Source organism: Rouxiella silvae (assembly GCF_002093625.1).
GTDB classification, from domain to species: Bacteria; Pseudomonadota; Gammaproteobacteria; order Enterobacterales; family Enterobacteriaceae; genus Rouxiella; species Rouxiella silvae.
On record NZ_MRWD01000048.1, the window covers coordinates 17,452 to 43,690 of the forward strand.

23 protein-coding genes are annotated in these 26,239 nt (G+C 50.0%); 20 read left to right on the top strand and 3 right to left on the bottom strand.

Translation table 11 applies throughout. From position 1 onward, the window contains the following. Nucleotides 1-185: 185 nt before the first annotated feature. The 6 genes from BS639_RS18070 to BS639_RS18095 all read left to right on the top strand — a co-directional run bounded on the left by BS639_RS18070 (nucleotide 186) and on the right by BS639_RS18095 (nucleotide 6,553). The gene (locus BS639_RS18070) at nucleotides 186-1,166 is read left to right on the top strand and encodes a TIM barrel protein (protein ID WP_084983913.1); all 981 of its coding nucleotides are present in this window, start codon (nucleotides 186-188) and stop codon (nucleotides 1,164-1,166) included. Nucleotides 1,167-1,242: 76 nt separating this feature from the next. Further along, on the top strand, nucleotides 1,243-2,286 hold the full coding sequence (locus BS639_RS18075) for a sugar ABC transporter substrate-binding protein (RefSeq protein WP_055781985.1): 1,044 nt from the start codon (nucleotides 1,243-1,245) through the stop codon (nucleotides 2,284-2,286). A gap of 20 nt (nucleotides 2,287-2,306) precedes the next feature. Further along, nucleotides 2,307-3,809, top strand: coding sequence for a sugar ABC transporter ATP-binding protein (locus tag BS639_RS18080; RefSeq protein WP_055781988.1), 1,503 nt, complete (start codon nucleotides 2,307-2,309; stop codon nucleotides 3,807-3,809). A gap of 53 nt (nucleotides 3,810-3,862) precedes the next feature. Continuing rightward, nucleotides 3,863-4,834, top strand: coding sequence for an ABC transporter permease (locus tag BS639_RS18085; RefSeq protein ID WP_055781993.1), 972 nt, complete (start codon nucleotides 3,863-3,865; stop codon nucleotides 4,832-4,834). Beyond that, nucleotides 4,834-5,691 carry a MurR/RpiR family transcriptional regulator gene (locus tag BS639_RS18090; protein WP_055781996.1) on the top strand — a complete coding sequence of 286 codons (858 nt, stop codon included), beginning with the start codon at nucleotides 4,834-4,836 and terminating at the stop codon, nucleotides 5,689-5,691. Before BS639_RS18085 ends, BS639_RS18090 begins: the two co-directional genes overlap by 1 nt. Nucleotide 5,692: 1 nt before the next feature. Then, nucleotides 5,693-6,553 (top strand): ribokinase, encoded by an 861-nt coding sequence (locus BS639_RS18095; protein ID WP_055781999.1) that lies wholly within the window; start codon nucleotides 5,693-5,695, stop codon nucleotides 6,551-6,553. A gap of 67 nt (nucleotides 6,554-6,620) precedes the next feature. Here BS639_RS18095 and BS639_RS18100 read toward each other — a convergent pair whose 3' ends face one another. Then, entirely contained in the window at nucleotides 6,621-7,481 is an 861-nt protein-coding gene (locus BS639_RS18100) for a fumarylacetoacetate hydrolase family protein (protein ID WP_055782002.1), read from the bottom strand. A gap of 309 nt (nucleotides 7,482-7,790) precedes the next feature. Further along, a complete protein-coding gene (locus BS639_RS18105) occupies nucleotides 7,791-9,152 on the bottom strand; it encodes a DUF4091 domain-containing protein (protein WP_233427706.1) in 1,362 nt (453 codons plus the stop codon). 792 nt (nucleotides 9,153-9,944) lie between these two features. On the opposite strand from BS639_RS18105, the gene BS639_RS18110 reads away from it, so the two are divergent. The 11 genes from BS639_RS18110 (at nucleotide 9,945) to BS639_RS18160 (ending at nucleotide 21,686) form a co-directional block, all read left to right on the top strand. After that, complete coding sequence (locus BS639_RS18110) at nucleotides 9,945-11,225, top strand: ABC transporter substrate-binding protein (RefSeq protein WP_084983916.1); 1,281 nt, start codon at nucleotides 9,945-9,947, stop codon at nucleotides 11,223-11,225. 90 nt (nucleotides 11,226-11,315) lie between these two features. Further along, nucleotides 11,316-12,290 carry a carbohydrate ABC transporter permease gene (locus BS639_RS18115; RefSeq protein WP_055782018.1) on the top strand — a complete coding sequence of 325 codons (975 nt, stop codon included), beginning with the start codon at nucleotides 11,316-11,318 and terminating at the stop codon, nucleotides 12,288-12,290. A gap of 103 nt (nucleotides 12,291-12,393) precedes the next feature. Further along, entirely contained in the window at nucleotides 12,394-13,176 is a 783-nt protein-coding gene (locus tag BS639_RS18120; RefSeq protein WP_055782129.1) for a carbohydrate ABC transporter permease, read from the top strand. A 51-nt stretch (nucleotides 13,177-13,227) separates the two neighbouring features. After that, a complete protein-coding gene (locus BS639_RS18125; protein ID WP_084983918.1) occupies nucleotides 13,228-14,349 on the top strand; it encodes an ABC transporter ATP-binding protein in 1,122 nt (373 codons plus the stop codon). 41 nt (nucleotides 14,350-14,390) lie between these two features. Beyond that, complete coding sequence (locus BS639_RS18130; RefSeq protein WP_084983920.1) at nucleotides 14,391-15,692, top strand: Gfo/Idh/MocA family protein; 1,302 nt, start codon at nucleotides 14,391-14,393, stop codon at nucleotides 15,690-15,692. Between the two features lie 17 nt (nucleotides 15,693-15,709). After that, nucleotides 15,710-16,612 (top strand): ROK family protein, encoded by a 903-nt coding sequence (locus BS639_RS18135; protein WP_055782029.1) that lies wholly within the window; start codon nucleotides 15,710-15,712, stop codon nucleotides 16,610-16,612. Between the two features lie 339 nt (nucleotides 16,613-16,951). Continuing rightward, entirely contained in the window at nucleotides 16,952-17,722 is a 771-nt protein-coding gene (agaR, locus tag BS639_RS18140; protein WP_055782032.1) for a transcriptional repressor AgaR, read from the top strand. Nucleotides 17,723-17,772: 50 nt separating this feature from the next. Continuing rightward, nucleotides 17,773-19,071, top strand: a complete 1,299-nt coding sequence (locus tag BS639_RS18145) for a D-tagatose-bisphosphate aldolase, class II, non-catalytic subunit (RefSeq protein WP_084983922.1) — start codon at nucleotides 17,773-17,775, stop codon at nucleotides 19,069-19,071. Beyond that, nucleotides 19,068-20,252, top strand: a complete 1,185-nt coding sequence (locus tag BS639_RS18150) for an SIS domain-containing protein (protein WP_084983923.1) — start codon at nucleotides 19,068-19,070, stop codon at nucleotides 20,250-20,252. Before BS639_RS18145 ends, BS639_RS18150 begins: the two co-directional genes overlap by 4 nt. A 34-nt stretch (nucleotides 20,253-20,286) precedes the next feature. Further along, nucleotides 20,287-21,141 carry a tagatose bisphosphate family class II aldolase gene (locus BS639_RS18155; RefSeq protein ID WP_084983925.1) on the top strand — a complete coding sequence of 285 codons (855 nt, stop codon included), beginning with the start codon at nucleotides 20,287-20,289 and terminating at the stop codon, nucleotides 21,139-21,141. Nucleotides 21,142-21,266: 125 nt separating this feature from the next. Then, a complete protein-coding gene (locus BS639_RS18160; RefSeq protein WP_055782046.1) occupies nucleotides 21,267-21,686 on the top strand; it encodes a nucleotide triphosphate diphosphatase NUDT15 in 420 nt (139 codons plus the stop codon). Between the two features lie 15 nt (nucleotides 21,687-21,701). Here BS639_RS18160 and cho read toward each other — a convergent pair whose 3' ends face one another. Continuing rightward, nucleotides 21,702-22,541, bottom strand: coding sequence for an excinuclease Cho (gene cho, locus BS639_RS18165; protein ID WP_084983926.1), 840 nt, complete (start codon nucleotides 22,539-22,541; stop codon nucleotides 21,702-21,704). Between the two features lie 208 nt (nucleotides 22,542-22,749). Between cho and BS639_RS18170 the strand changes: the two genes are divergently transcribed. From BS639_RS18170 to BS639_RS18180, 3 genes are all read left to right on the top strand, one after another. Then, the gene (locus BS639_RS18170) at nucleotides 22,750-23,484 is read left to right on the top strand and encodes a pirin family protein (protein WP_084983927.1); all 735 of its coding nucleotides are present in this window, start codon (nucleotides 22,750-22,752) and stop codon (nucleotides 23,482-23,484) included. Between the two features lie 116 nt (nucleotides 23,485-23,600). Beyond that, on the top strand, nucleotides 23,601-24,509 hold the full coding sequence (locus BS639_RS18175; protein WP_084983929.1) for an SDR family oxidoreductase: 909 nt from the start codon (nucleotides 23,601-23,603) through the stop codon (nucleotides 24,507-24,509). Between the two features lie 574 nt (nucleotides 24,510-25,083). Beyond that, nucleotides 25,084-25,476 carry a helix-turn-helix domain-containing protein gene (locus tag BS639_RS18180; protein ID WP_055782057.1) on the top strand — a complete coding sequence of 131 codons (393 nt, stop codon included), beginning with the start codon at nucleotides 25,084-25,086 and terminating at the stop codon, nucleotides 25,474-25,476. Nucleotides 25,477-26,239 lie beyond the last annotated feature (763 nt).

The following is a 26,239-nucleotide window of genomic DNA, read 5'->3' on the forward strand; positions in this document are numbered from 1 at the left end:
AAAAAAGCAAAAACTTACCCAACCACAATGCAGAAACAAGCAAAACTGTGAATACCCTCTCAAATTCAAAATTTGAGTATTTTTTAATCTTGAAATCCATGACAGCAAGATCTAATAATCACATAACTTCACAAAATAACGTAAAGCCGGAAAGTACATCACGTTCAATTTATAAAGGAAGACAAATGTCTGAACTAAAATTTGCTACACGTTTGAACTCATTTGCCTCTGGGGCACACCTTTACTGGCCAGGTCAGCAGGGCAAACCGTCTGTGTTACAAATGATTGAACGTGCTTCGACGGTTGAAGGATTAACTCACCTGGATCTAAATTATCCACAACACATCACGACTGACATTCCTGCACTGCGCAAAAGAATTGAAGACGTTGGCCTGGCGGTCAACGGCATGCAAATGCGCTGGGATGCGCCAGAGTTTAAAATTGGTGCCTTCACCAATCCCAACCCTGAAATTCGCCGCAAGGCCATTGAGCTGACCAAGCGCGGCATCGACGCCGGCCGTGAGTTTGGCTCAACCCTGATGACCCTGTGGATGGGGCAAGACGGCTTTGACTACTGCTTCCAGGCGGACTACAAAAAAATCTGGAACGACGCGGTGAGCGCAGTGCGCGAAATCGCCGAATATGCACCGGACGTTGACATCAGCATTGAATACAAACCTAACGAACCGCGCGCCTTTGCAATCTTCCCTAACGTCACCACCTGCTTGATTGCGGTAGAGGAAGCCGGCTGTCCGAATTTGGGTATCACCCTCGATTTTGCCCACGTACTGTACGCCAACGAAATTCCTGCCTACGCCGCCGCCATGGTTTCACGCCGCTCCCGCCTTTTGGGACTTGACTGCAACGACGGCTGGGGCAAGCGTGATGATGGTCTGATGGTGGCCTCGGTGAATCCAAAAGCGACGCTTGAATTCCTGTGGCAGATGAAGCGTGACGGTTATCAGGGTGCCTACTACTTTGATACCTTCCCGGACGCCAGCGGTCTGGACCCGGTTCGTGAAGCACAGGCCAACATCGCGACCGTCAAACGCCTGCTTAAACTGTGTGAAAAACTGGACGACAATCCGGCGCTGCACGCCGCTATCAGTCAACAAGACGCGGTAGCCTCACAGCTGATTATAAATGACATCATGTTTGCACAATAAGAATCCCTACAGAGGAGATGCGCAGCCTTAAGGTTGTGACACCCCCCAAATACCTCATAACAATAAAGGATAGAACATGAAAAAGTTGCTATTAATGGCAATCGCCTCAGCCCTACTCAGCACCAGCGTTTATGCCGCCGAACTGCCGCCTTTGCAGTCGGATACCGAGCCAGACCGCACCGACTGGACACAGCTCGACGCGAAATACGGCCCGATGCCGAAACCTAACGCCAAGCTCAAAATTGGCGGTGTCTCCAAGACGCTGACTAATGAATACTGGCGCTCACTCGGCCAAGGTTATAAAAACGTGGCGGATAAGGACGGTTTCACCTTCGCCTATCAGGCTGCCGCAAACGAAGACGATCAACTAGGCCAGCTCTCCATCGCTGAAACCCTGATTGCCGAAGGCTTTAATGGCCTGCTGGTTTCACCGCAGACCGATGCCAATCTGCAACCTGCCTATGAAGTGGCGCAAAGCAAAGGCGTTTCAGTGGTTAACGTCAACGACGCCGTGATGCCAAACGCCGCGCACTATGTGGGCAACGTGCAAAAAGACAACGGCGTACGCGTGGCACAGTGGTTCATTCAGCACTATCCGAACGGCGGCAGCGTAGCAATTATTGAAGGTCAGCCCGGCGTATACGCCGCGGGCCAGCGTACTAAAGGGTTCCGTGAAACTATCTCGGCAAACCCTAAATTTAAAGTCGTCGCCAGCGTTCCCGCCAACTGGAGCCGCGAAAAAGCCTACGACGCGGCGTCAACCATTTTACAGCAATACCCTGATTTGATTGGATTCTATGCCAATAATGACGGCATGGCGCTGGGCGTGGTCGAAGCGGTGCGTTCCGCCGGTAAAAGTAAGCAAACGGCGGTATTCGGTACCGACGGTATTTCCGATGCCTATGCTTCAATCAAACGCGGTGAGCTAACCGGCACTGTAGACAGCTTCCCTGTGCTGACCGGTGAAGTCGCGATGAACGTCATGCTACGCCTCATCGACGGACAAAAGATCTCCCGCGTGGTTTCAACGCCGCAGGCCCTGATTACCCAAGACAATGCTGATGCTTTCTCGACTAAAGATAACGAGAAGCTACGCAAACTCCTTGAGCAACAAAAATAATTAAAAGCAGCGGAGAGGATATGGAAAATTATCGTTTAAGTATGCAGGGAATGACCAAAATTTACGGTAGCGTCGCGGCCATTGAAGGGGTGAATTTTTCGGTCGTACCGGGAGAAGTTCACGCACTGATCGGCGAAAACGGCGCGGGTAAATCGACCCTGCTCAATATCCTGTCCGGCGTTCGCGAAGCCAATGCCGGGGAAATCATGGTTGATGGCAATGTCATCAAGATGAAAAATCCGCTGTCTGCACGCCAGGCCGGTATCGCAATGATTCATCAGGAGTTGCAGCATGTCCCTGAACTCTCCGTTGCTCAGAATATGTTTTTGGGTCGCCCGATAACGCAATACAAAGGGCTGTTTGTTAACAAAAAAGCGCAGCTCGAACGCGCAAAAACTATCCTGAAACAGCTGGATCCGTCGATCAACCCCGACGAACCCATCAAGAACTTGAAAGTTGCCCAGCAGCAGATCGTCGAAATCGCTCGCGCATTGCTCGATGACGCAAAAATTATCGCCATGGACGAACCGACTTCTAGCCTGACACCCACCGAGTTTGACCGTCTGGCGGAGCTGATTGCAGATCTCAAATCGATGAAAGTATCGATCGTTTACGTATCGCACAAGATGAACGAGATCTTCAGGATCTGCGATCGCGCCACAATTATGCGCGACGGCAGGCAGGTGGGCGTAGTGAATATCAGAGACGAAACCGAAGAGTCTATCGTGTCGAAGATGATCGGCCGTAAGCTTGAAAAAGTACAGCATCAGTCGTTTATGACCGATAAACAGATCCTCAAAGTCGAAGATCTCGGCCGTGGGAAAGACGTTTTACCCGCCAGCTTTAGCGTCCAGGCGGGTGAAGTCCTCGGCATTGCTGGCCTGGTAGGTTCAGGGCGCACCGAGTTATTGAAGCTGATTGCTGGAATAGATCATAAAACCAGCGGTTCCGTTTATGTCAACGGCGAACAAATTCACAAGCTCAACGTGTCAAACGCGATTAAAGCCGGTATCGGACTCGTACCGGAAGACCGAAAAAAAGAGGGCATCATTAAACAGCGTTCAGTGGCCGTCAATATGGCACTGCCTAAAATGCATAATTACACCCGTAACGGTTTTATTAAAAAATCGAAGCTGGCTGATGCCGCGATGCAGGTGATGTCAGATTTAAAACTTCGTCCGCTGGATATTGAGAAGCACATTGGTTTATTAAGCGGAGGGAATCAGCAAAAAGTGATTATCGGTCGCTGGGTCGCAGCGGATACTAAAGTTTTCCTCTTTGACGAACCAACGCGCGGAATTGATATCGGTGCCAAATCGGAAATTTATAACCTGATTGAAAAATTAGCTAAAGAAGGTAAAGCCGTGGTGGTCGTATCGTCAGAGATGCAGGAAATTATGCGTATTTCTGACCGCGTATTAGTCATGCGACAGGGAAAAATCGCAGCGGAATTAACAGGTGACGATATTAGCGAAGAAAATATCGCGCAATACGCTATCAATGAAGCTTTTAATAAAAAATAACCCTGCAACTCTCTGCAAAATCCAGCAGATTGAGACCGACAAGAGGCTGAAAAATGAATACTCAAGGAAAAACCATGCCTGCTTTACGCACTTCGACGTTATTTAAATTTAACCTTCGAGACACAGGCACGCTGATTGGATTATTAATTATCGTTTGTACCTTCTCGGCGTTGTCGCCGGTATTTTTTACCGTGCCCAACCTGCTGAATATTTTACAACAGTCGTCATTAAATGCTGCTATTGCACTCGGCATGACGCTGGTGATTATCTCCGGCGGCATTGACCTTTCTGTAGGCTCAACCGCGGCGCTGTCGGCGATTTTCGGGGCCACGCTCATGGTTGCAGGCGTGCCCGTTCCGCTGGCGATTTTAGGCACGCTAGGCATCGGTGCGCTGTGCGGTTTATTCAGCGGCGTCTTGGTGGCCTATGCCGGTTTACAGCCGTTTATTGTGACCCTGGGTGCACTGTCGCTGTTTCGCGCGCTGGCGTTGATTACTACCGGCGGCAGCCCGATTTTCGGTATTCCGCTGGCGTTTCGCAGTGTCATTACCGGCACAGTGTTCGGCATCCCTTGCCCAATTTTGATTGTGGTAGTCATTGCAATATGTGCTTGGATTTTAATGAATAAAACACCACTGGGTGAATATATTTTGGCTGTAGGGGGCAATGAAGAAGCCGCGCGCGTTGCTGGCGTTCCGGTCAAAAGAACCAAAGTCACGGTATACGTTATCTCCGGCGTGCTGGCCGCGTTGGCATCGCTCATCCTCATCGCCCGCCTCGGCGCAGCGGAGCCTACCATGGGTAATCTGTGGGAACTGGACGCTATTGCCGCCGCCGCCATTGGGGGCACATCCTTGATGGGCGGGAAAGGCAGCATTATCGGCACTATTATTGGCGCGATTATTCTAGGCTCACTGCGCACCGGCTTAACACTAATGAATATACAGGCCTTTTATCAATTGCTTGCCACTGGGCTCATCATTATTATAGCCATGCTGATTGACCGGGCGACACGAGGTAAGTAATGAAACAAGATCCGCGAGCCATAGGTGCTCATATCAGAATGAGGTTGCCACAACTCACTCCATTAGAAAGAAAAGTAGTCGACTCAATGACGTCCAAAAATGATTTGTCCGAACAGACGTCATTAAAAGAGGTGGCATTGGAAAATGCCGTTTCGGAGGCAATGATTGTTAAGCTGGCAAAAAAATTAGACTTCTCAGGATTCAGAGAATTCAGGACCAGCCTGATTTACTACAATAATTCTGATGTAGCTAGTCTGCATTCTGAAATTGGGCCTAATGATTCGTCGGAAGAATTACTTGAAAAGGTTTTTCGCACCTCGATTCAGGCAATAGAAGAAACGAAAACCATTTTAGACATTTCCGAATTTAATCGGGCAGCAGATATTCTTTTTAAAGCCAGACATATCGATTTATATGGCGTAGGCGGTTCTTCGTCAGTGGCGCGCGACCTGTCACACAAACTGCTTAAAATCGGTATTAAAGCCATGGTTCATGATGATGCCCATATGATGATGATGTCGGCGGCTATTTTAAGCGACGACGACGTGGTAATAGCAATAAGCCATTCGGGAATGACCAGAACGGTAATTGACCCAATAAGACTCGCCGCTAAAAATGGGGCAAAGGTGATTGCAATTACTAACTATGCGGGTTCGGCTTTAGCCAAAGATGCACACATAGTCCTTAATTCCACCTCACAGGGTTCACATTTATTAGGGGAAAACGCCGCGGCGCGCATCGCCCAACTCAATATATTGGATGCGCTGTTCGTGGCTATTGCCAAAAAAGACCTGAAGAAAGCTGCGCTAAATTTAAATAAGACACAACAAGCCGTTAAAAACTTAAGAGAATACTAATATGAGTAAGCTCCTCGTTGTCGGTAGTCTGCATTACGATATTATGGTGGACGCGCATCACCGCCCCGAGAAAGGGGAAACGGTCATCGGCACTGGATGTTCATACAAGTTTGGCGGTAAAGGCGGAAATCAGGCAGTTTCTGCCGCACAGGCAGGGGCCAACGTCGGATTTTTAGGCGCGGTTGGCAATGATGCCCACGGCCAATGGCTGCTCGATGTTTTGCAAAAAAACCACGTCGATGTTCAGCACGTCGAAATTATCAATGGCAGCGTATCAGGCATGAGCGTTGCCATAACCGACGCCGAGGGCGATTACGGTGCGGTGGTTATCTCAAATGCCAACACTAAAATTAATGCGCAACAGTTTAGCGACAGCGCGCTGTGGTCCGGCGTTGGCCTGCTGTTGCTGCAAAACGAGTTGCCGGAAGAGATCAATCTTCGTGCCGCTGTCGAAGCTAAAAAACGCGGCATAAATGTGTGTATCAACGCCGCACCGGCCAAAGTTCTTTCAGCCGAACTGCAAAAACATATCGACATGTTGGTGGTCAATGCGGTCGAAGCCAGAGACATGTCCGGCATCGCTGTTAACAGCCTGCACCAAGCCTCAGAGGCCGCTCAAGTGCTGAATAAAACCTATCCCGTCGTAGTGGTGACCGCCGGTGAACTGGGTGTAGCCTACTGCAACGCCGAAGGTCAGTCTCAGGCCATCGAAGCAGAGAAAATCGAGTTAGTAAGTACTCACGGGGCGGGTGACTGCTTTATGGGAATGCTGTGTGCATCAATGCTGCTGGGCGAGCCGTTGGACTCCTCGGTGGTGAAAGCGAATAAAGCCGCCGCGCTGCACGTATCACGCAGAGCGTAAAGACAATGAAACTTCCCCCTGCAATCATGCACAGGGGAAATCTCATCATGTCTGGGGTTATAGCGAACTATAGGGTTTGTGCGACAGCTTGAGCGACGATTTGGTTGGTCAAGGTGCCAATTCCGCCGATTTTTACTTCTATCACATCGCCACTTTTCATAAACAGAGGTGGCGTTCTTTTCTTACCTACGCCGCCTGGCGAACCGGTAATAATAACGTCGCCCGGTGATAACGGACTGAAGCGAGAGATATATTCGATGATGTCAGCAACCGAGTGAATCATATTGCCGGTGGTATCGTTTTGTACGCGCATACCGTTCAGGAAAGTTTCGATGGGCAGTGCCTGAGGGTCGCTAATTTCGTCACTTGTTACTAGCCACGGACCAAAACCCCCGGTCTGTCTCCAGTTTTTCCCCGCCGTGAACCAGGTGTGCTGCATATCACGCACCGTCGCGTCCATAAAGCAGCTGTAGCCCGCGATATAATCCAGTGCCTGTTCCTTCTTCACTTCGCTGGCGTAGCGGCCAATAACCACGGCCAGTTCGCCTTCATAATCAAACTCATCGCTAGAAGCCGGTTTGATAAGGTTGTCTTTATGGGCGCTAAAGGTATCCGGAAAACGAATAAACAAGGTCGGCGCGTTGTTATTTTCTTCGAACTCTTTGCGCTTATCTGAATAATTCATACCCACGCAGAAAATCTTTCCTGGTGTTTCAATAACCGGTAGAAAAACAATATCTTCAATAAGGTAATCGACGGGAGAAGCCGCCAATTGATGCAGCTTGTCTAATGCATTGTCATTTAATAGAGACTGAAGCGTTAAATACTGGTCGGAGAATCTTTTTCCCGCATCAATAACGCCATGTTCAGTAACAATACCATAAGATTTCTGGTCGGACTGTGGGCGATAAAAACTGGCTAATTTCATAGAATTCCTTAGATCAACAACATAGACCGCAACGGTGACGCCTGCTGTCTATTGGATCTTTTATTTAGCTAAAATGGCCACCTGGCTGGCGTTTAAACAACAAGATGGCAACCGAGCAAAATGCTACAGCACATCAAGTGGCTGTAATTTTGTCACAGAGCTAAACATAATGCACAGTCAAACTGAAGATTGGCAGCAGATTATTAGCGAAATTAATGAGCAAATCCTCTTTTTCTTTAACAACTATTTCAGAACCCACCAGAATAATTAATACAGGTATGAAATTATTTATTTTCATACCTGTGACAGTCAAACGCAGGCCAGCATTATCTGCCGGTTGACCCGCTCTCTCAGCGTCAGTAAAAACTCGGCCTGGCGCGGATACTGCTTAAAAGTAATGCGCATCCCGGCCAGGTTATCGATTAACCCTTCAACCTCTTCACGGCTAGTCAATGTTTCGAGTAGCTGCAACGCGCGCAGGTCCTGCAGCGCCTCGCGCAACACCAGTAAACGCAGCGACTCAATCGGCTCATAATCTTCACCCGGATAGACAACAAAAAGATCGCCAGATGGAAAAGCCCCCTGCCCGTCGGTGATGGCGAAAGGATCGAGGTGTTCCAACGAATGTCCGCTGTTATAAAAGTTGAATCCCCAGTGTAAAAAACCGCTTATCGAATAAAGATAAAGCTGTACGCCTAAAATTCGGTTGCGATAAGACGGCATGGCAAAGAATCGGTTAGCCACCGCCAGTTTCTGAACGCAGCAGTAATAGGTCCATAAATTGGGCACCTGATTGCTCAAAAACGGTTCGATATGGTCACTGGCGGTGACCGGATTTTCTACCAGCCCTTGTTGATAAAATTCATAGTCAGACAGCGCATCTAGCACCGGAAAACCGGCGATCAGTGGGCGGATAAGGTTATTGGCGCGACGATAGGCATCAATATCTGCCATTTTTGGCTCATCGGAGACGTGGAACCAGGTGTTTTTTTCAAGCCCTTTATGTCGCAGGAAATCACAAAGTGTGGGCAAAAAAGCGTGCAGAAAATCGCGATATTCGGCACCGTGGGCATCCGTGTGCCAGCCGAATACGGGGTGCAGTTCCCCCTCTTTTTCGATTAAAATTTTGGGTGCGTGATGCGCCCCCCACTGGGTAAAGAGATGAGAAATTTCAAAGGTCGTGATCCCCAACTGCTGGCACAGCGAAACCCACCTTTCAAGCCTATTGAAATCAAAATGATAGACTCCACCAGCATCCTGCTTGACCCCCACCAGCTGCACGGTGGTGCGCTCGCCGCCGAGTGCCGTGTCCAGCGGCGGCGTGAAAACCGGCGTGAGGATCATATTGACGCCATTTTTTACCGCGCAGCGAACAAAATTTTCGACCGTGCGCCACCAAACCTCACTAAACACCTCGGTGTGATAAACATCAGCCAGACAGTCGGCGTGCAACCATTCGGTATGAAGCAGCTTTTGTGGCGGTAAAGCACAAAGCAAAATTTCAATTTCCACCGCCTTTTCTGCCAAAACCTGCTCAGTGGCCACGTCAATAACCCGCAAGTTAATGCTGAATGTTCCGCCAGGCAGGCTTTCTTTTGCGGGCATCAGCGTTAACCACAGGCTGCCGTAATAGTTACCGTTCACAAAGAAAGTATTATTCTTCAGTGGCATTAGCGGGTCAGGAAATAATCCTGGCTCAGTGGTGAGATAATCGTCATCAGTCGTTGTATAACAAGGAAAAAGGCTGGGAACATGACGAACCTGGCGCACTTGAATATATTCAGACAGCGGGCCATCAAGCTCATAACGCAATTGTCTGCGTGGTTCATCATCTTCTTGTTGTAAGCAATAGACACACTGAAAAGAGAGGCTTTCATTTCTTAACAATGAAAGTTTATTAATGGTATTAAACACCGGCAATGATTTTTGATGAAATATTTTTTCCAAGCTATGAGTGAACGACAGTGACAGCAGCATAATAGGTAGACTCGCATCGGTAATTAAAAGAGATGATGATTAAACCTGCCATCTTTTTATTAAATATACAATATGCGAGATGAGAGAGGATCTCATTAATAATGTTGGAGCGCGACAGTCGTCTACCTAAAGCGAACGAAAGTCGTTTTTTTTTGTTTATTTACATCACAAAAATGAAAGATTTATCCCGATGCACAATAAAAGCTTTTCTATTCCCTGTTGTAGTGCAGGGTTTCTGCCCGCCAGGCCTCGACAGTAAAGCCTCGACACCGCTTGCCGTCAGGAGAAGCACCGATAAATGTTATCGAAAAGTTACAAGAAAAACAGCTTTCATCTTTCACTTTTAACCTTTCGATTTTAACAACATCGAAAGCAATTCGCACTGATTTAGGGCAAAAGTGGTGATATTGACACACCGAAATTTAGGGGATAGAAAGAATGCACGTTACGTAAATGTTTATTTTTCGAACGACCAAGGGGATGTCAATGTCACGAATCAAATGCACCGAATTTTTATTTGCATCGGCTTTATTTAGCCGTAGCATAACGGCATCAGCGATATTATTACCTGCCCTCATTTCATTCTCCGTGCACGCTGCGGACCCGATAACTTTGCGTTATGCCGTGTGGGATAAAAATCAATTAGCCGCCGAGCAGCAAATTGCCAAGAATTTCGAAAAAGAAAACCCTGACATTAAAATTGATATTGAACTGACTCCCGCCGCACAATATTTCATAAAACTTGACGCAGCAGCGGCCGGTGGCGTAGCGCCAGATATATTCTGGATTAACATGCCCTATTTCATTCAGTACGCCAAAAATGGTTTATTGGAACCGTTAAATAGCGACATTGAAAAAAGCAAACTCGACCTGAATAATATTGTCGCCAGCTCGGTTAAAGCTTATCAATATAAAGGGCAACAGCTGGCTATTCCACGCGACGTCGACTCGATTGCCGTCTGGTATAACAAAAAGCTGTTCGATGAAGCCAAAGTCAGTTATCCCACTAACGACTGGACCTGGGACCAGTTGAAAGCCAAGGCTACCCAGTTAAAGGCCGGTTTGAAAGGTGACGAATTCCCGCTGGTCATGGATTTGAGCAACGACGGTCAGGATAGCTACCTCAACCTACTCTATCAAAGTGGCAACAACGTGGTGCCAGCCGAAGGCAAACCTACCGATATCGCCAACGATAAATCAATTTGGGTCTATCAGCAGCTACAGGAAATGATGAAAACCGGCCTGCTGCCCACCGCGCAACAGATGAGTGAAGTTAAAACTGAGAACATTTTCCAATCCAACCGTGCAGCGATGGCCTACGCGGGTTCTTGGTTGGCGGCGCCTTTCGCCAGTAATCCACTGATTAATGACCATATTGGCGTAGTAATTATGCCTAAAATTGACCGTCAGTCCGGCGTGGCGCACAGCCTTGGATTTGCCATGTCGGCCAAGAGCGCGCACAAAGCAGAAGCCTGGAAGTACATTCAATTTATGAGCTCAGAGCCATCACAGGAAATTCTCGCCAACGCCGTGATCCCGGCCAACAAAACGGCAGCAAAAGCTTGGGCAGCCAACATCAAAAATGTTGACGTCACGCCGTACATCGAAACGCTCAATTTTACCAAAGCCTACCCCACCGCCGGGACGAACACGCCAAAATGGCAAAACATGTGGATTGCCAGCCTGAAGCGCATCTTTATGGGCGCCGATGCCAAGCAAGAGATGGATAAATCGGTTAAAAAAATCTCTCGCGTCATGGAAGAGTAACCGTTGACTGAAGCGTTATTCACCCTCTCTGACCCGATAAACATCGTGGGCCGGAGAGGGCCTTTTGCACACCCACATGAGGTATTTACCATGTCGCTTGCAGAATCGGTTTCGGTTGCGGTAAAGCAGAAAAACACCGTCACCCAAGACCTCAATGCCGCCTCCGCTCGCCCGGCGCGCCGCATATTAACCCGCCTTGAGCGCGCCGAACGTTTTTGGGGCTGGATAATGGTCCTGCCGTTGCTGATTGGGTTGCTGGTGTTTTACTTCATTCCCTTCCTGCAAAACATTTTCTACAGCTTCACCGATCTTGACCAGTTCATGAACTGGAGCAGCTTTAATCTCAATAACTATCGCGATCTGTTCAGCGACGATGACTTCTATTCGGCAATTTTCAATACGCTGTTTTACGTGGTGGTGTGTGTGCCTGTCAGCCTAACGCTTTCCCTGCTGCTGGCGATGGGTCTCAATCAGAATATTCGCGGAAAAGCGGTGTTTCGTACTCTGCTTTTCTTGCCCGCCGTAACCATGCCCGCCGCCGTTGCCATGGTGTGGCAGTGGTTGTTTAACAAAGATTTTGGCCTGATTAACTACCTGCTGCATTTCTTTGATGTCTCGGCAGTGGGCTGGTTATCTGACCCTGAAGTGGTACGCCTGAGCGTCTCGATCATCATCATCTGGTCTTCACTGGCGCTAAAAATCATCATCCTGCTGGCAGGACTGCAAAATATTCCGAAATCAATTTACGAAGCCGCCGACATTGACGGCATCAGCACCCTGCGCCGCTTTTTCTGCCTGACGCTACCGATGATGGTCCCCACACTGTTCTTTGTTTCCGTCATGAGCTTCATCGAAGTACTGCAAATCTTTGACGTCATCTACCTGATGTTCAATCGTTCAATGGTCGAAAGCGACACCATGACCATTACCTATTTGTTCTTCAAAAATGCGTTTTATTTGCAGGAAAAAGGCTACGCCTCCGCCATCACCGTGGTGCTTTTTATCGTCACCATGCTGATCACTCTTATCCAGATGGCCATCGGCAAACGCCTGAAAGTGTCGTAAGGAGCATTCAATGAGCCTATTTTCAACCACTACTCAGGACCTGCCTCACCGCACCACGCAGGCGAAGCGGTTCAACGCCCAAAAATGGGCTGTCTACGCCTTCATGCTGCTCGCCAGTCTGGCGTCGGTGGTACCGTTTTTGTGGATGCTAATTACTTCACTTAAAACCCAGGCCGAAAGCATCCAGATCCCACTGCAAATACTGCCTTCGCACCCTAACTTTTCGGCCTATGGGCGAATTTTGCACGAGATCCCCTTCACCGGGTTTTACCTGAACTCGATCTTGTCGACGTTTTTCACCGTCACATTGCAAATGGCCATCGCCACCATGGCCGCCTACAGCTTTGCCCGCTTGCACTTTCGCGGACGCAACGTGGTGTTTGTGCTGTGTATTTCAATTTTGATGGTGCCCGGTCAGGCGTTTCTTATTCCACAGTTTTTAGTGGTGCAGAAGCTGGGCCTGATCAACACCCTGACCGGGATGATCCTGCCCGGCGTGTTTAGCATCTACGCTACCTTTTTACTGCGACAGTTCTTTATGGCGGTGCCAAAAGAGATGGAAGAAGCTGCGCTGATGGACGGCTACAGCCACTTCACCATTTTCTGGCGCATTATGCTGCCGCTTATCCGTCCGGGGATCGTAGCCTGCATCATCATCAACGGCCTGTGGAGTTGGAACAATCTGATGTGGCCGCTGATCGTCAACACCAGCAGCGACAAACTCACGCTTCCGGTGGGGCTGGCCTCTCTATCAAGCCGCGCGGGCGAGGAGTATCCGATGCTGATGGCCGGCGCGCTGATGGCCATTATTCCGATGCTGATGCTGTTCATTCTGTTTCAGCGCTACTTCATTCAGGGCATCGCCAGTTCAGGCGTCAAAGGTTAAGCCCTTTTATTAATCACCTTATCACCCCGAAAGATGAGGGGGGAGAGTTAGATGAGCGGAATACAATTGCATAGCGTTGAAAAAGTTTATCCAAACGGATTTAAAGCACTTCACGGCATCGATCTGGAGATCTGCGACGGCGAATTTATGGTGTTTGTCGGGCCTTCAGGCTGCGCTAAATCCACACTGCTGCGCATGATTGCCGGGTTAGAGAGCGTCAGTGAGGGGCAAATCATCATTCAAAATCAGTGTGTAAACGACACCATGCCCAAGGACCGCGGCATCGCCATGGTATTTCAAAATTACGCGCTTTATCCCCATATGACCGTGTACAAAAACATGGCGTTTAGCCTGATTGGCAAAGAGAGCAAGCAGGAGATTGACCGTCGGGTGCGTAACGCCGCCGAGAAACTGGAAATTACCAATTTACTTCAGCGTAAACCAGGGCAACTCTCGGGCGGTCAATGCCAGCGCGTGGCGGTGGGTCGTGCCATTGTGCGCAAGCCAAAAGTCTTTCTGTTTGATGAGCCTCTATCAAACCTTGACGCCAAACTGCGTGTTTCAATGCGCGTACAGCTGATTGACTTACACAACCAGCTTAAAAAAGAAGGCGTAGGCGCCACCATGATTTACGTTACCCATGATCAGGTTGAAGCCATGACGATGGGCGACCGCATTTGCGTGTTAAATCGTGGGCAAATCATGCAGGTTGATAAACCGGTTAATCTCTATCACTCCCCTGCTAACCGCTTTGTCGCCGAGTTTATTGGCAGCCCGTCAATGAATCTGCATGATCTGCCGCTGGTCCGTCAGGGATTTTCCATCGGCCTGCGCCTCGATGAACGCACACAGCTCAATCTTCCCCCTCAGCTGCACCAGCAGCTCAGCGGCTATCAACACAGTGAAGTGTGCCTCGGCATCCGCCCCGAGTATTTGCGTCTGGTTGAGGCAGGTCATGCCAATGCCATTGCCGCCACCATCGTTACCGTCGAGCGCATGGGCAATGAAGAACTGCTGCACTGCGACATCGGCGGCTATCGTTTCATTACCCGCGTTGCCACGCGCTATGACTGGGACCCGCTGCTGGGTGAGCAAATCTGGCTCGATTTTGCCCTCGACCGCGCGCACCTGTTCGACAAAGAAACTGGCCTAAATCTAAAACAGCATCACTAAACGTTACGGCCCTTTTGACAGTTTGCAATGTGGAGAACCTTATGTCGTTTACATCATCATCTGCTTTAACGCCCACTCAGCCCGTGAGCGTGTTGGTTGTCGGTGCCGGTGCGCGAGGTGAAATCTATTCACGCTACGCGCTGGCGCATCCTGAACTGATGCGCGTTGTCGCCGTGGCCGAGCCTCGTGATACCTATCGGCAGCAGTTTGTCGAACAGCACGGCATTGCCCCAGAGGCTGTGTTCAAAGACTGGAAAGACGCGGCCGCCGCGGTAAAAATGGCTGACGCGGTACTGATTTGTACTCAGGACAGTATGCATCTCGAACCGGCACTGGCTTTTGCGGCGCAGGGCTATCATATGCTGCTGGAAAAGCCTCTCTCGCCCGACAGCCAAGAGTGCAAAGATATTGTTGCGGCGGTGCAGCGTGCGGGGGTTATTTTCTCGGTAGGCCACGTGCTGCGCTACACGCGCTACACCCAGAAACTTAAACAGCTGCTGCGCGACAAGGTGATTGGCGACGTGATCAGCATGCAGCATCTGGAACCGGTGGGTTACTGGCATCAGGCCCACTCTTTCGTGCGCGGCAACTGGCGTAACGATCAGCAGTCGGCCTCGATGCTATTGCAGAAATCTTGCCACGATATCGACTGGATCCGCTACATCATGGATACCCCGTGCGAGCAAGTGAGCTCATTTGGCGGCCTGCGCCATTTTCGCGCCGAGAATCAACCGGCCGATGCCGCCGATAACTGCCTCGACTGTCGCGTGGAAGCCACGTGTCCCTATTCGGCCAAGAAAATCTATCTTGGCGATACCCACAAATCAACGCAGGGTTTTTTGCGCGTGCTGACGCCGGAAGTCAGCCAGGAAAATTTGATTGCCGCCCTGCGCCACGGTCAGTACGGCCGCTGCGTTTATCGCTGTGACAATAACGTGGTCGACCATCAGGTGGTCAACATTCAGTTCGCCGGCGGCAAAACGGCCTCTTTCACCATGACCGCCTTCACCCGCCACGAAGACCGCAAAACACAGCTTTTCGGCAGCCACGGCACGTTGGAAGGCGACGGTCGATTTATCCGCATCACCTCGTTTATCGACGACAGCGAAACGCTGTATGACGTAGAAGACATCGACAGCATCAGTCCGGCGCAAAGCAGCACCATGAGTGGGCACGGCGGCGGTGATTACTACCTGATGGCGCACTTTATCGACGCCATTCGACGCAACGACGCCAGCCAGATCCTCTCAGGCCCCAAAGAAACGCTGGAGAGCCATTTAATGGTTTTCGCCGCCGAACGCGCCCGCCGTGAAGGGGCCATTATCGCAGTCCATTCGGCCTGATCCCAAGGAGAGCACTGATGCGCTATGGATTTGATATTGGCGGCACAAAAATTGAAATGGCTGCCTTTGATGACCGCCTTAACCAGGTTTTTTGCCAGCGGGTCAATACGCCGACCGGAGACTATCAGCAGTTTCTGAACTGTGTAAAAACGCTGGTCGCGCAGGCTGACATGACGCTGCACACGCGAGGGACTATCGGCATCGGCCTGCCCGGCGTAACAGACCCAGTGAGCCATCGGCAACTTTCGGTTAACGTTCCCTGCCTGTCAGGACACTGCCTGGAGGATGACCTGACTCATACGTTGGAACGGCCGGTGGCGATTGAAAACGACTGCCGCTGCTTTGCACTTTCAGAAGCCAGTACTGAACAAACTCGCGGCCATGACATTGTTTTTGGTGTGATTATCGGCACAGGTGCGGGCGGCGGTCTGGTGCTTAACAAGCATCTGTACAAGGGAAAAAACGGGCTGGCGGGCGAATGGGGACACACGCCTATTTCGGCGCAGCTGGTGCAGCGCTATGACTTGCCGCTTTTTACCTGCACCTGCGGATTGACCGGCTGTTTTGAACGCTACGTTTCTGGCCGTGGACTGATGGCGCTGAGCCTGCATGTTAACCATCCAGCCACCAGTGTGCCAGAACTGCTGATGCACTATCGGCAGGGCTGTCCACTGGCCGCACGGCTTATCACTCTTTATATCGATATTCTCGCCAGCGCACTGGCCAGCCTGCAACTGATGCTCGACGTTGACGCATTTGTTTTCGGCGGCGGCTTGTCGAACATACCCGAGATTTACCAACTGCTGCCACAGGCAATGCGCGGCTGGTTATTCGCCCACAGCAACCCCGCGGCTATTTTACCGCCGGTATTTGGCGACAGCAGCGGCGTACGCGGTGCGGCGCTGCTCCACACGAGTTGAAATGAGGCTATTGCCGAAAAATTTTTCAATCAAATAAGCGAAAGATAAAAAGTATTCCGTTAATTGCTCCCTTTCACTGTTTAAAAAAATAGTGTGCAGGGAAACCGAAAGAAGCGCTGAAAAATAACCGTTTTAAAGCCTTTTCCTCATTCCTTCGGCCTTTCGATTCATGATGAAACGAAAGAGATATGATAATTAACTTTATGATATATAAGGATTTATTGTGAAAAATGACGTTGATTTCCGGAGTTGCGTTTGGTGTAATCACCTCGAAACACCGAAAGCAGCAAAATAAACGTAAGCAGAAACAGCACCGCTGCCTCGGGAGTGTAAACGGCAATGATTAATACGCTTAAACGTCGGGAGTTAATTATCGACCAGCTTTGTCGTGAAGGGTCGGTGCGCGTGGAGGATCTCAGCGGACAATACGACGTGTCCAGCGTGACCATTCGTAACGATCTGCGTTATCTGGAAAAAAGTGGCTGCGCCGTTCGCGCCTACGGCGGCGCCAAGCTTAACAAACAGTTCGTGTTTGACCGCCCGTTGCAGGACAAGGGCCGCATCAATCGCGACGTGAAATACACCATCGCCTGCGCCGCCGCCGCGCTGGTTAACGATGGAGATTCCATCATTCTTGATTCCGGTTCCACCATCAGCCAGATGGTGCCTCAGTTGCAGGGCAAGCAGGAGCTAGTGGTGATGACCAATGCGCTCAATATTGCCTTTGAGTTGGCCAGCAACGAACAGGTGGATTTGATGGTGATAGGCGGCAGCGTCAGGCGAAAGTCATGGTCGCTTTATGGCCCCTCGGCCGAGCAGCACATTCGCCAATACCGCTTCGACAAGCTGTTTTTGGGCGTAGACGGTTTTGATCTGGTCAGCGGCATTACCACGCCCAATCCAGGAGAAGCGCAGCTCAATCGCGCAATGTGTGACGTTGCGCGTGAAGTGATTGCCGTAGCGGATGCCAGCAAGTTTGGCCGCACCAGCTTCTGCATGATCCGCGAAATTGGGCAGATCCAAAAGCTGGTGACCGACAGCGGCATTCCCGACGAATACCGCCGGTCGCTGCACAATTTAGGCGTCGAGGTGATCATCGCCGACCGCTAAAGCACGCCATCCAACATTCTGTCAATTGAACATCCTGTTAAGGAGTTTTCATGCAACAACTACTTTCGCTGATCCAGCGCCATAAATCTGGAGAACCAGTAGGCGTGTTTTCTGTCTGCTCGGCGCATCCCTGGGTAATAGAGGCCGCGCTGCGTCAGGCGCTACAGCGGGATAGCGCGGTGTTAATTGAGGCGACCTCGAATCAGGTCAATCAGTTTGGTGGCTATACCGGCATGAAGCCGCATCAGTTTCGTGATGCTGTCTGGCAGCAGGCCGATGCATTGGGTTTACCGCGCGAGCGCGTTTGGCTCGGCGGTGACCATCTTGGCCCTAATGCCTGGCAGGATAAAGACGCAGAACAGGCGATGGCGCTGGCAGACACGCTGATTGCCGATTACGTCGCCGCCGGTTTTCGCAAAATTCATCTCGACTGTTCAATGTCCTGTGCCGGCGACCCTTTCCCACTCGGCGACGAACAGGTGGCTCAGCGTGCCGCACGCCTTTGTGCCATCGCGGAAAAAAACTGGCAGCTGCACGGCGGAGAAGCACCTGTGTACGTGATAGGCACCGAAGTGCCGGTGCCGGGCGGCGCACAGGGTGAGCTGGAGGAAGGCATGCACGTCACCACGCCTGAGGCGGTTGAAACCACACTCGGCGTGCATCGCAGTGCCTGGATGGCGCAGGGTTTAGCCTCGGTTTGGCCGCGAGTGATCGCGTTGGTGGTCCAGCCTGGCGTTGAATTTGATAACCAAAGCGTTGAGCACTATCAGCCAGAGCGCGCGCGACAGTTGACCCGTTTTATCGAGAGTTGGCCGACGCTGGTTTATGAGGCTCACTCCACCGATTACCAGCCTCCGCAGGCTTATCGCCAATTGGTGCGCGACCACTTTGCCATTCTCAAAGTCGGCCCTGCCCTGACGTTTGCTCTGCGCGAGGCGCTGTTTGCTCTCGACCACATTGAGCGGGAATGGCTGGGGGAACATCAGGCTTCACACCTATGTTCCACGCTGGAACAGGTGATGTGTGAACGCCCCGAGCAGTGGCGCCGCTACTATCCGGGTAAACCGCATCAGCAACACCTTTATCGACAATACAGCCTGAGCGACCGCGTGCGTTATTACTGGCCGCTGCCGGAGGTTTCACAGGCGGTTGACCACATGCTGGACAACCTGCGTAAAAATCCGGTTCCGCTGGCATTGCTCAGCCAATATCTGCCTGAACAGGCCCGCGCTATCAATGCTGGCACGCTTTCTTCCGACCCTCAGGATTGGGTTATACACAAAATCAGTGAAGTGCTGACGGATTATGCCGATGCCTGCCAGCCAGCTGCTAAGGAGTACGTATCATGACCCCCTATTTTTCCTACAGCACCGACTGGCTGGAGCAACACAATGCCCTGCACACTGCGCGCGAAATATGGCAACAGCCGGACATGTGGCGTCGCCTGCATCAGCAGCTAACCCAGGACAGCGGGCAGTGGCAGCCCTTTTTGCAACCTCTACTGGCCGACCCACGTCTGCAAATTGTGCTCTGCGGAGCGGGCAGCTCCGCCTTTGCAGGACGTGCGCTAGCGCCGTGGCTGCGCCAGCAAACTGGGCGTGACGTAGTAGCCTATGGCACCACGGATATTGTTGCCAATCCGCATCAGTACCTCGACCGCTCGCGCCCCACGCTGTTGGTGTCGTTTGCCCGCTCGGGCAACAGTCCTGAAAGCGTGGCCAGCGTGGCGCTGGCAGACCAACTGGTGCCGGAGTGCTATCACCTAATGCTGGTGTGTAACCCGGACAGCCAGTTGGCGCAATATGCCGAAGGCCGCGACAACGTGCTGGCAGTGGTAATGCCGGAAGGGTCCAACGACCAAAGCTTTGCCATGACTTCCAGCTTTAGCTGCATGATGCTTGGTGCGGCGCTGCTGCTGGGGCCACAGTCGCTCAGCGAAGCCTATCCACAACTGAATGCAATGGTCGAAAGCTGCTATCTCCTGCGCGAAAGCCTACAGCCGCAGGTGAAAAAACTGGCCAACAGCGGTTTCAGCCGCTACATCACCCTAGGCGGCAGCTGCTTTACCGGTTTGGCGGAAGAGGCCTCGTTGAAAATGCTGGAGCTTACCGCCGGTCGCATTGTCACCCGCTATGACTCACCGCTGGGTCTTCGCCACGGACCTAAATTTATGGTCGACGACAGGACGCTGGTGCTGATGATGTTTTCCAGCGACAGCTATGCGCGTCAGTACGACGTAGACCTGTGGCATGAACTCAAGCGTGATGGACTGGTGCAGCAAATGGTCGGTCTGAGCGGCGAAGCCGATACCGTGCCCGACGTGCAAACACTGCATCACGAAGGTGACGACGTGTGGATGATGTTCCCCTATCTGCTGTTTGCCCAGATGTTGGCAATGGAAACCTCGCTGGCTCATGGCCTGACGCCGGATAACCCCTGCCCGACAGGCGAGGTTAACCGCGTGGTTAAAGGGGTCACGATTTATCACTATTCAAAACCGGCAAATCAGGCCAGCGCCTCGGCGCTTTAACTGTGGTTTAACATTGCCAACACAGGGAGTTTCTATGTATTTAGTCTCTAACCGCGAAATGCTTAACAAAGCGCAGCGCGAAGGCTACGCGGTTCCGGCGTTCAACGTGCACAATCTCGAGACGGTGCAGGTGGTTGCCGAAACCGCCGCGGAATTGGAGTCGCCGGTGATCATGGCCGGCACGCCGGGCACCTTTGACTATGCCGGTACCGATTATCTGGTGGAGATCTGCCAGGCGGCCGCACGCCGCTACAATCTGCCAATGGCACTGCATCTCGATCACCACGAAGAGATGAATGACATTGAAGATAAGGTGCGTCAGGGGATCCTGTCAGTAATGATCGACGGTTCACACCTGCCGTTTCGGCAAAATATTGCACTGGTTTTACAGGCGGTAAAACTGTGTCATCGCTACGGTGCCAGCGTGGAAGCCGAGTTAGGCAGGCTCGGCGGACAGGAGGATGATCTAGTTGTAGATTCGGCCGACAGCTTCTTTACCGATCCGCTGGCGGCACGTGAGTTTGTCGAAATCACCGGTATTGACTCGCTGGCGGTGGCCATAGGATCGGCACACGGGCTGTATCAGGGGGATCCAAAACTGGATTTCGATCGTCTGGAGAAGATCCGCCAGCAGGTTGATATTCCGCTGGTGTTGCACGGCGCCTCGGGGATCCCAGAAGCGATGGTAAAACGTGCCATCACACTCGGCGTATGCAAAGTTAACGTTGCTACCGAACTTAAAATTGCCTTCGCCGACGCGGTTAAAGGATATTTCAATCAACATCCAGACGCCAACGATCCGCGTAAATACATCGTTCCGGGCAAGCTGGCGATGAAGGCGGTGGTGGCCGAGAAAATCCGTATTTGCGGCAGCGCAGGACGACGTTAGGTGTGAATTAAACGCCGTGGAGTCTATTTGAGTTCGTTAGCCCAGATTCATGCCAACCGCACTAAATGAAACTTGTTTGAGGACGCTTAGCCAAGCATTATCTCTAAAACAACAGGAGATTTTATATGTCACCACAGATTGGCGTTGGCGTACTTATTTTTCGCGAGGGTAAACTTTTGCTAGGCCGCCGCAGAGGCAGTCACGGTGCCGGAGACTGGTCAGCACCGGGCGGGCATTTAGAATTTGGTGAAACGCCACAGGCCTGTGCCGCGCGCGAAACGGCAGAGGAAACCAGTCTCGATACTGGAGAACTGCACGCGGGGCCTTACGTCAGCAATGTGTTCCACGACGTTGGCAAGCACTACATCACGCTGTTTATGTACAGCTGCACGGCAGCCGGGGAACCTGCCGTATTGGAGCCGGAAAAATGTGAAGGCTGGCACTGGTTTCATCTTGATGAACTGCCCGCCCCACTCTTTTCACCACTGCAAACGCTGATTGAAACCCAAGGTATTGCGGCACTTAAGGCATTATCCAAAGGCTAAACGCTTAACGAGGGGTTAATCGAGCAGCGTGATCGCCAGCCCCTTGTGCTTCAAAATGTGCTGGCACAGTATTTTGTAGCTGTCGCGATCGAAATGCGGAGGTGTGATATTCACTTCTTTAGCAGCGTCGAGTGTGTTGACTGTGCCTAAATAAAACCAGTTATTCAGCACGTGGTATTCCGTCTGCTGCTCTGATTTCTCTTCAATTGCGATGCGTCCCGGATAGGGCCAGCTACGAATTCTCATCGCTTCCAGCGCATTTTTAAGCCGCAGCTGGTGAGCTTCAAGCGACTCTTTTTCGCAACAAACGCCCGCACAGCGCCCTAAAGAATAGCGAAAACAGGCCCTTTTGTTCGACAATTTTTCAAGCCCCAGTGCGCCATAACAAAGCCGTTCCCGATCGGCTATTTCCCTTAATTTTTCGATAGCGGCCATTTTGGTTTTAAATAATCCAAACAGATCGTGGGCCGTGGAAAAATCCGTTTCATTACTAAATATGACCCGCGTCGTGCCGTCGCTCACCTGCAAGGAGCAAAGTTTACGTGTCACCCGCAGACGTTTGTTAAACAGCGGCCGCTGCTCTTTAATCATTTGTGATTCAAGCAGTAAAGCGCCAATTTCACCCACGGTTTCAAAATAATTTATGCTGCTGGTCATGCGTAACAGCTTGGCTTCGGCGGCTGTTCGAAAGTGCGCCTGCACACGGCTGCGAATGTTGACACTCTTGCCGATATACAGCGGAAAGGTGTGGTCCTGGCCGTAAAAAACGTACACGCCGCTGCGTGAGGGCAGCGTATCGAGCGTATGACGCAGATGTTCAGGATACTGATAAAGCAGGGTATTTTCGTTTTGCATAAGGACACTAAAACAGCGAGGCGTTACCGAATAAAAAATAGACAACGTTGATGATACTGAATATTTATACAGCCATCAATACTCTATTTATCACGCCGAGCGTCTCTGCAAACTTACCCGCTACAGGAAAATTCGCCATTATGCTGCCATGATGCTTATTCCATGTGCGCGGGATCACCGTGTTCACCCTATGCCGAGGGAGTAAAAAATGTTTAACGTACTACGCGCGGAACCGAAATCGACCTTTGAATATGGCCCTTTTAAGATACGCCGAATGCGCCCTGGAAAGATCTTGCCTGAACGTCACGACGACGCATTTGGGCCGCTGAGTGTTATCGACCACGCGAATCTACAAATGGGTACGCTGGTCAGCATGCATCAACACGTTAATGATGAAATCCTCAGCTATGTTTGGCAGGGATCGATGGTACATGAAGATTCAAACGGCAATCGTACGCCGCTGTCGTCGAAAAAGCTGATGATGATGAACGCCGGCGAAAGTTTTTGGCATGAAGAATCCACGCCACTGGTCGCGACCGAAATGTTGCAAATTTTTATCCGCCCGCGTCTGGCAAATCTTGAAGGTCGCACGCAGTTTATGAATCGCCCGGAAGGCATCAAAACCAATCAGTGGACGCTGCTGGCCGGACCCGAAGGCGAAGATGCGCCGCTGGAAATACGTCAGGCGGTTTATGTTTATGACATTCGTCTTGAGCACAATGATAAAACCGAGGCTCCGCAACGCGAAGGTTTTGCTCAGTTTTTATATGTCATGGACGGCGAGATCGAGGTTGAGAGAAATATGCTCTATAAAGGCGATGCAATAAGCGGAGGCAACGTAAACTTATCATTAATAGAATCAACGGGTAATACTACGTTAGTGTGCTTGCTTGTGGATGTAGATGCCGCTTCGGTGATGGATGGGTTGGTCAGCGGACAGTAAAAATTGTGTGTTGGTACCCAGGCCCGTTTTCTGAAGAACAATCCTAAAAACTCAAAACTGTGATTTTTTGACCTAGGCTTTATCTATGTTTCGCGTAAATATGGAAGGAGCGCATAATGAGTAACAAGCAAAATTCTGACACAGCAAACGTCTTGGGTAATGCCGATTCTTATCCTGTACCGCCTTTTAAACAGCAGAAACAACCCTTCCCTGGGCTGGCTAGCGAGATGTCTCCTCGTCCAGACCACGGTGAAAAATCCTATCAAGGCAGTGGAAAACTAGCAGGCCGTAAGGCACTTATCACCGGCGGAGACTCCGGTATTGGTCGCGCAGTTGCCATTGCCTACGCCCGTGAAGGGGCTGATGTGGCAATAAACTACCTTCCCGCAGAAGAGTCGGATGCAAAAGAAGTGATAGCATTAATTAGGGAGGAAGGCCGCAAGGCGGTTGCCATTCCGGGTGATATTCGTGAAGAGAATTTTTGCCAGCAGTTGGTCAAACAGGCTGCGAAGGAGTTGGGCGGATTAGACATTCTGGTAAACAATGCGGGTCGTCAGCAGTTCTGTAAATCCATTAAAGACCTGACCACTGAGGCTTTCGACGCGACGTTTAAAACCAACGTTTACGCCATGTTCTGGATCACCAAAGCTGCGTTGGAATACCTGCCTCGCGGCGCTTCTATCATTAATACCACCTCAGTTCAGGCATATAAACCGAGCGAAATTTTGCTGGATTACGCGCAGACCAAGGCTTCAATCGTCGCCTTTACCAAGTCGTTGGCAAAACAGCTTGGCCCAGATGGCATAAGAGTGAACGCCGTCGCGCCTGGGCCTTACTGGACAGCCCTTCAAGTTTGCGGTGGCCAACCGCAAGAAAAAGTCGAAAAGTTTGGGGAGGATGCTCCGCTGGCTCGTCCGGGACAACCGGCTGAAATCGCACCGTTATATGTCACCTTTGCCAGTGCAGAGAACAGCTATGCTTCTGGCCAAGTGTGGTGCTCTGACGGCGGAACCGGAACCTTGTAATCCCCCCGCGAGCATGCGCTGTCTCAAGCCCAAACCCTTTGAGTGTGCCATCCCACTCCGAGATTTTGGTCTTCCATGATGGCGAATTGAAAACCGAAGGCTCCCCGGCGAGAAAGATAGCTGGCTGGATGAGGGAGCCTTCTTTCTTGATACTGCGACCTACGTTATGGTGTGTAAACATATCGTTGTAACCATGATAGTTTCTGTTAACACAGAAATATCGGCAGGGCATAATATACTTAAATAATTTGTTAAGTTAGTCCCAGTCCCCGCCCGACTGCAAAATTCAATTGCATCTAAAATTCAAAATAATTTAATTTCTCATTTAGTTAATACACCTGTCTTGTTGTATCAATAAGGTCCATATTGAACTATAAAGCTGGACCGCCTAGCTCAAAAAATTCAAATTTCCCCCAACAACATGGGAGGACTGGCTGCGCTATTTTCACTCAAGCACAATCTCATTGAAAAAATCGATGAGAAAATGGGATTTTAAATAAAAAGCCAATGTTAGCTTTTCCTAAAAAAATGTGTTTGAGATATTTAAGTCGATAAAAATTAGAATCATTCAATTATGATGGACCACGGTGAACGCATTAAATTGCGACGGAAAGAGCTGAAACACACCCAACGCAATCTTGCTTTGGCGGTGAAGGTTTCACACGTCACAATTTCGCAGTGGGAAAGCTGTGATACGACACCCGGTGGCAAAAATCTTTTTGCACTCGCTAAGGCACTAAAATGTTCACCTATGTGGATCTTATATGGCGACAGTGAGAATTCACCGACGCCTGTTGAAGCATTAACCCCGCCACTTTCAGAGCGTGAGCTCGATCTGCTCAAGCTTTTCGCCTATCTTCCTGAATCTGAAAAAGAGCGTCATATGGCCAGTCTGCGTGCCAAAGTTGATGAATTCAATAAACTCTTTGCCGAGCTGCTAAGTGCTAGGAATGATTTAAAAATCTAAATGTCGTTTTGATTCTTAGCAAAAAAATAAGGTTTATTTCTCAAAGTACCTTTCTTTAACAACTGTGTAAAAATATAATAACAAATATTAAACTATCCTTACGTACAAATAATATATATTAGGATAACTTAAACTAAAAATTCAATTATGCCTTTACTTTTAAAAGCATAGGTTACTCAGTTAAACTTTACCTGTCCGTCAGATACTGGCATTAACACCTCCACTTCTCACTCAAACCAGTAAAACCCTTTATTATCATAAAGATAATTTATGCAGGAGCTGATTTTACTACCAAAATTATCGTCGTGGATTTCCAGTTAGTGTCCGTTTGGTTCCTGAAGTGGATAGATTTCCCCTTACTCTTGCTTGTTTTCTCGTCTATAAAAACGCTTACTTTCAGATAATTAGCATTCACATCGCACTCAGTGATTATTTGGACGAATACTTGTGAACAGTCATTTGTGCCCGAAAACTGATCTCAGTGATCAATAAGATTAATTCAAAAAAATATTTTACTAAAGATCGGTGTAATATTATTCGTAATTAAATAAATATCACTGAGGTATAATTTTAAGATAAACAGGCGAATCTAAATTACATATCGATTTCGATCTGCGATTCTTAGATGCGGGGGTACAGAAATTAATACTGTAATCATAAGCCTTACTTTCTAAACATACGAAAACCATCGAATAACAAGCAATAGTTTTTTACATTAATTTATTGCTTGTGTAAAAAATGAATAATTCATGCATCTATAAAC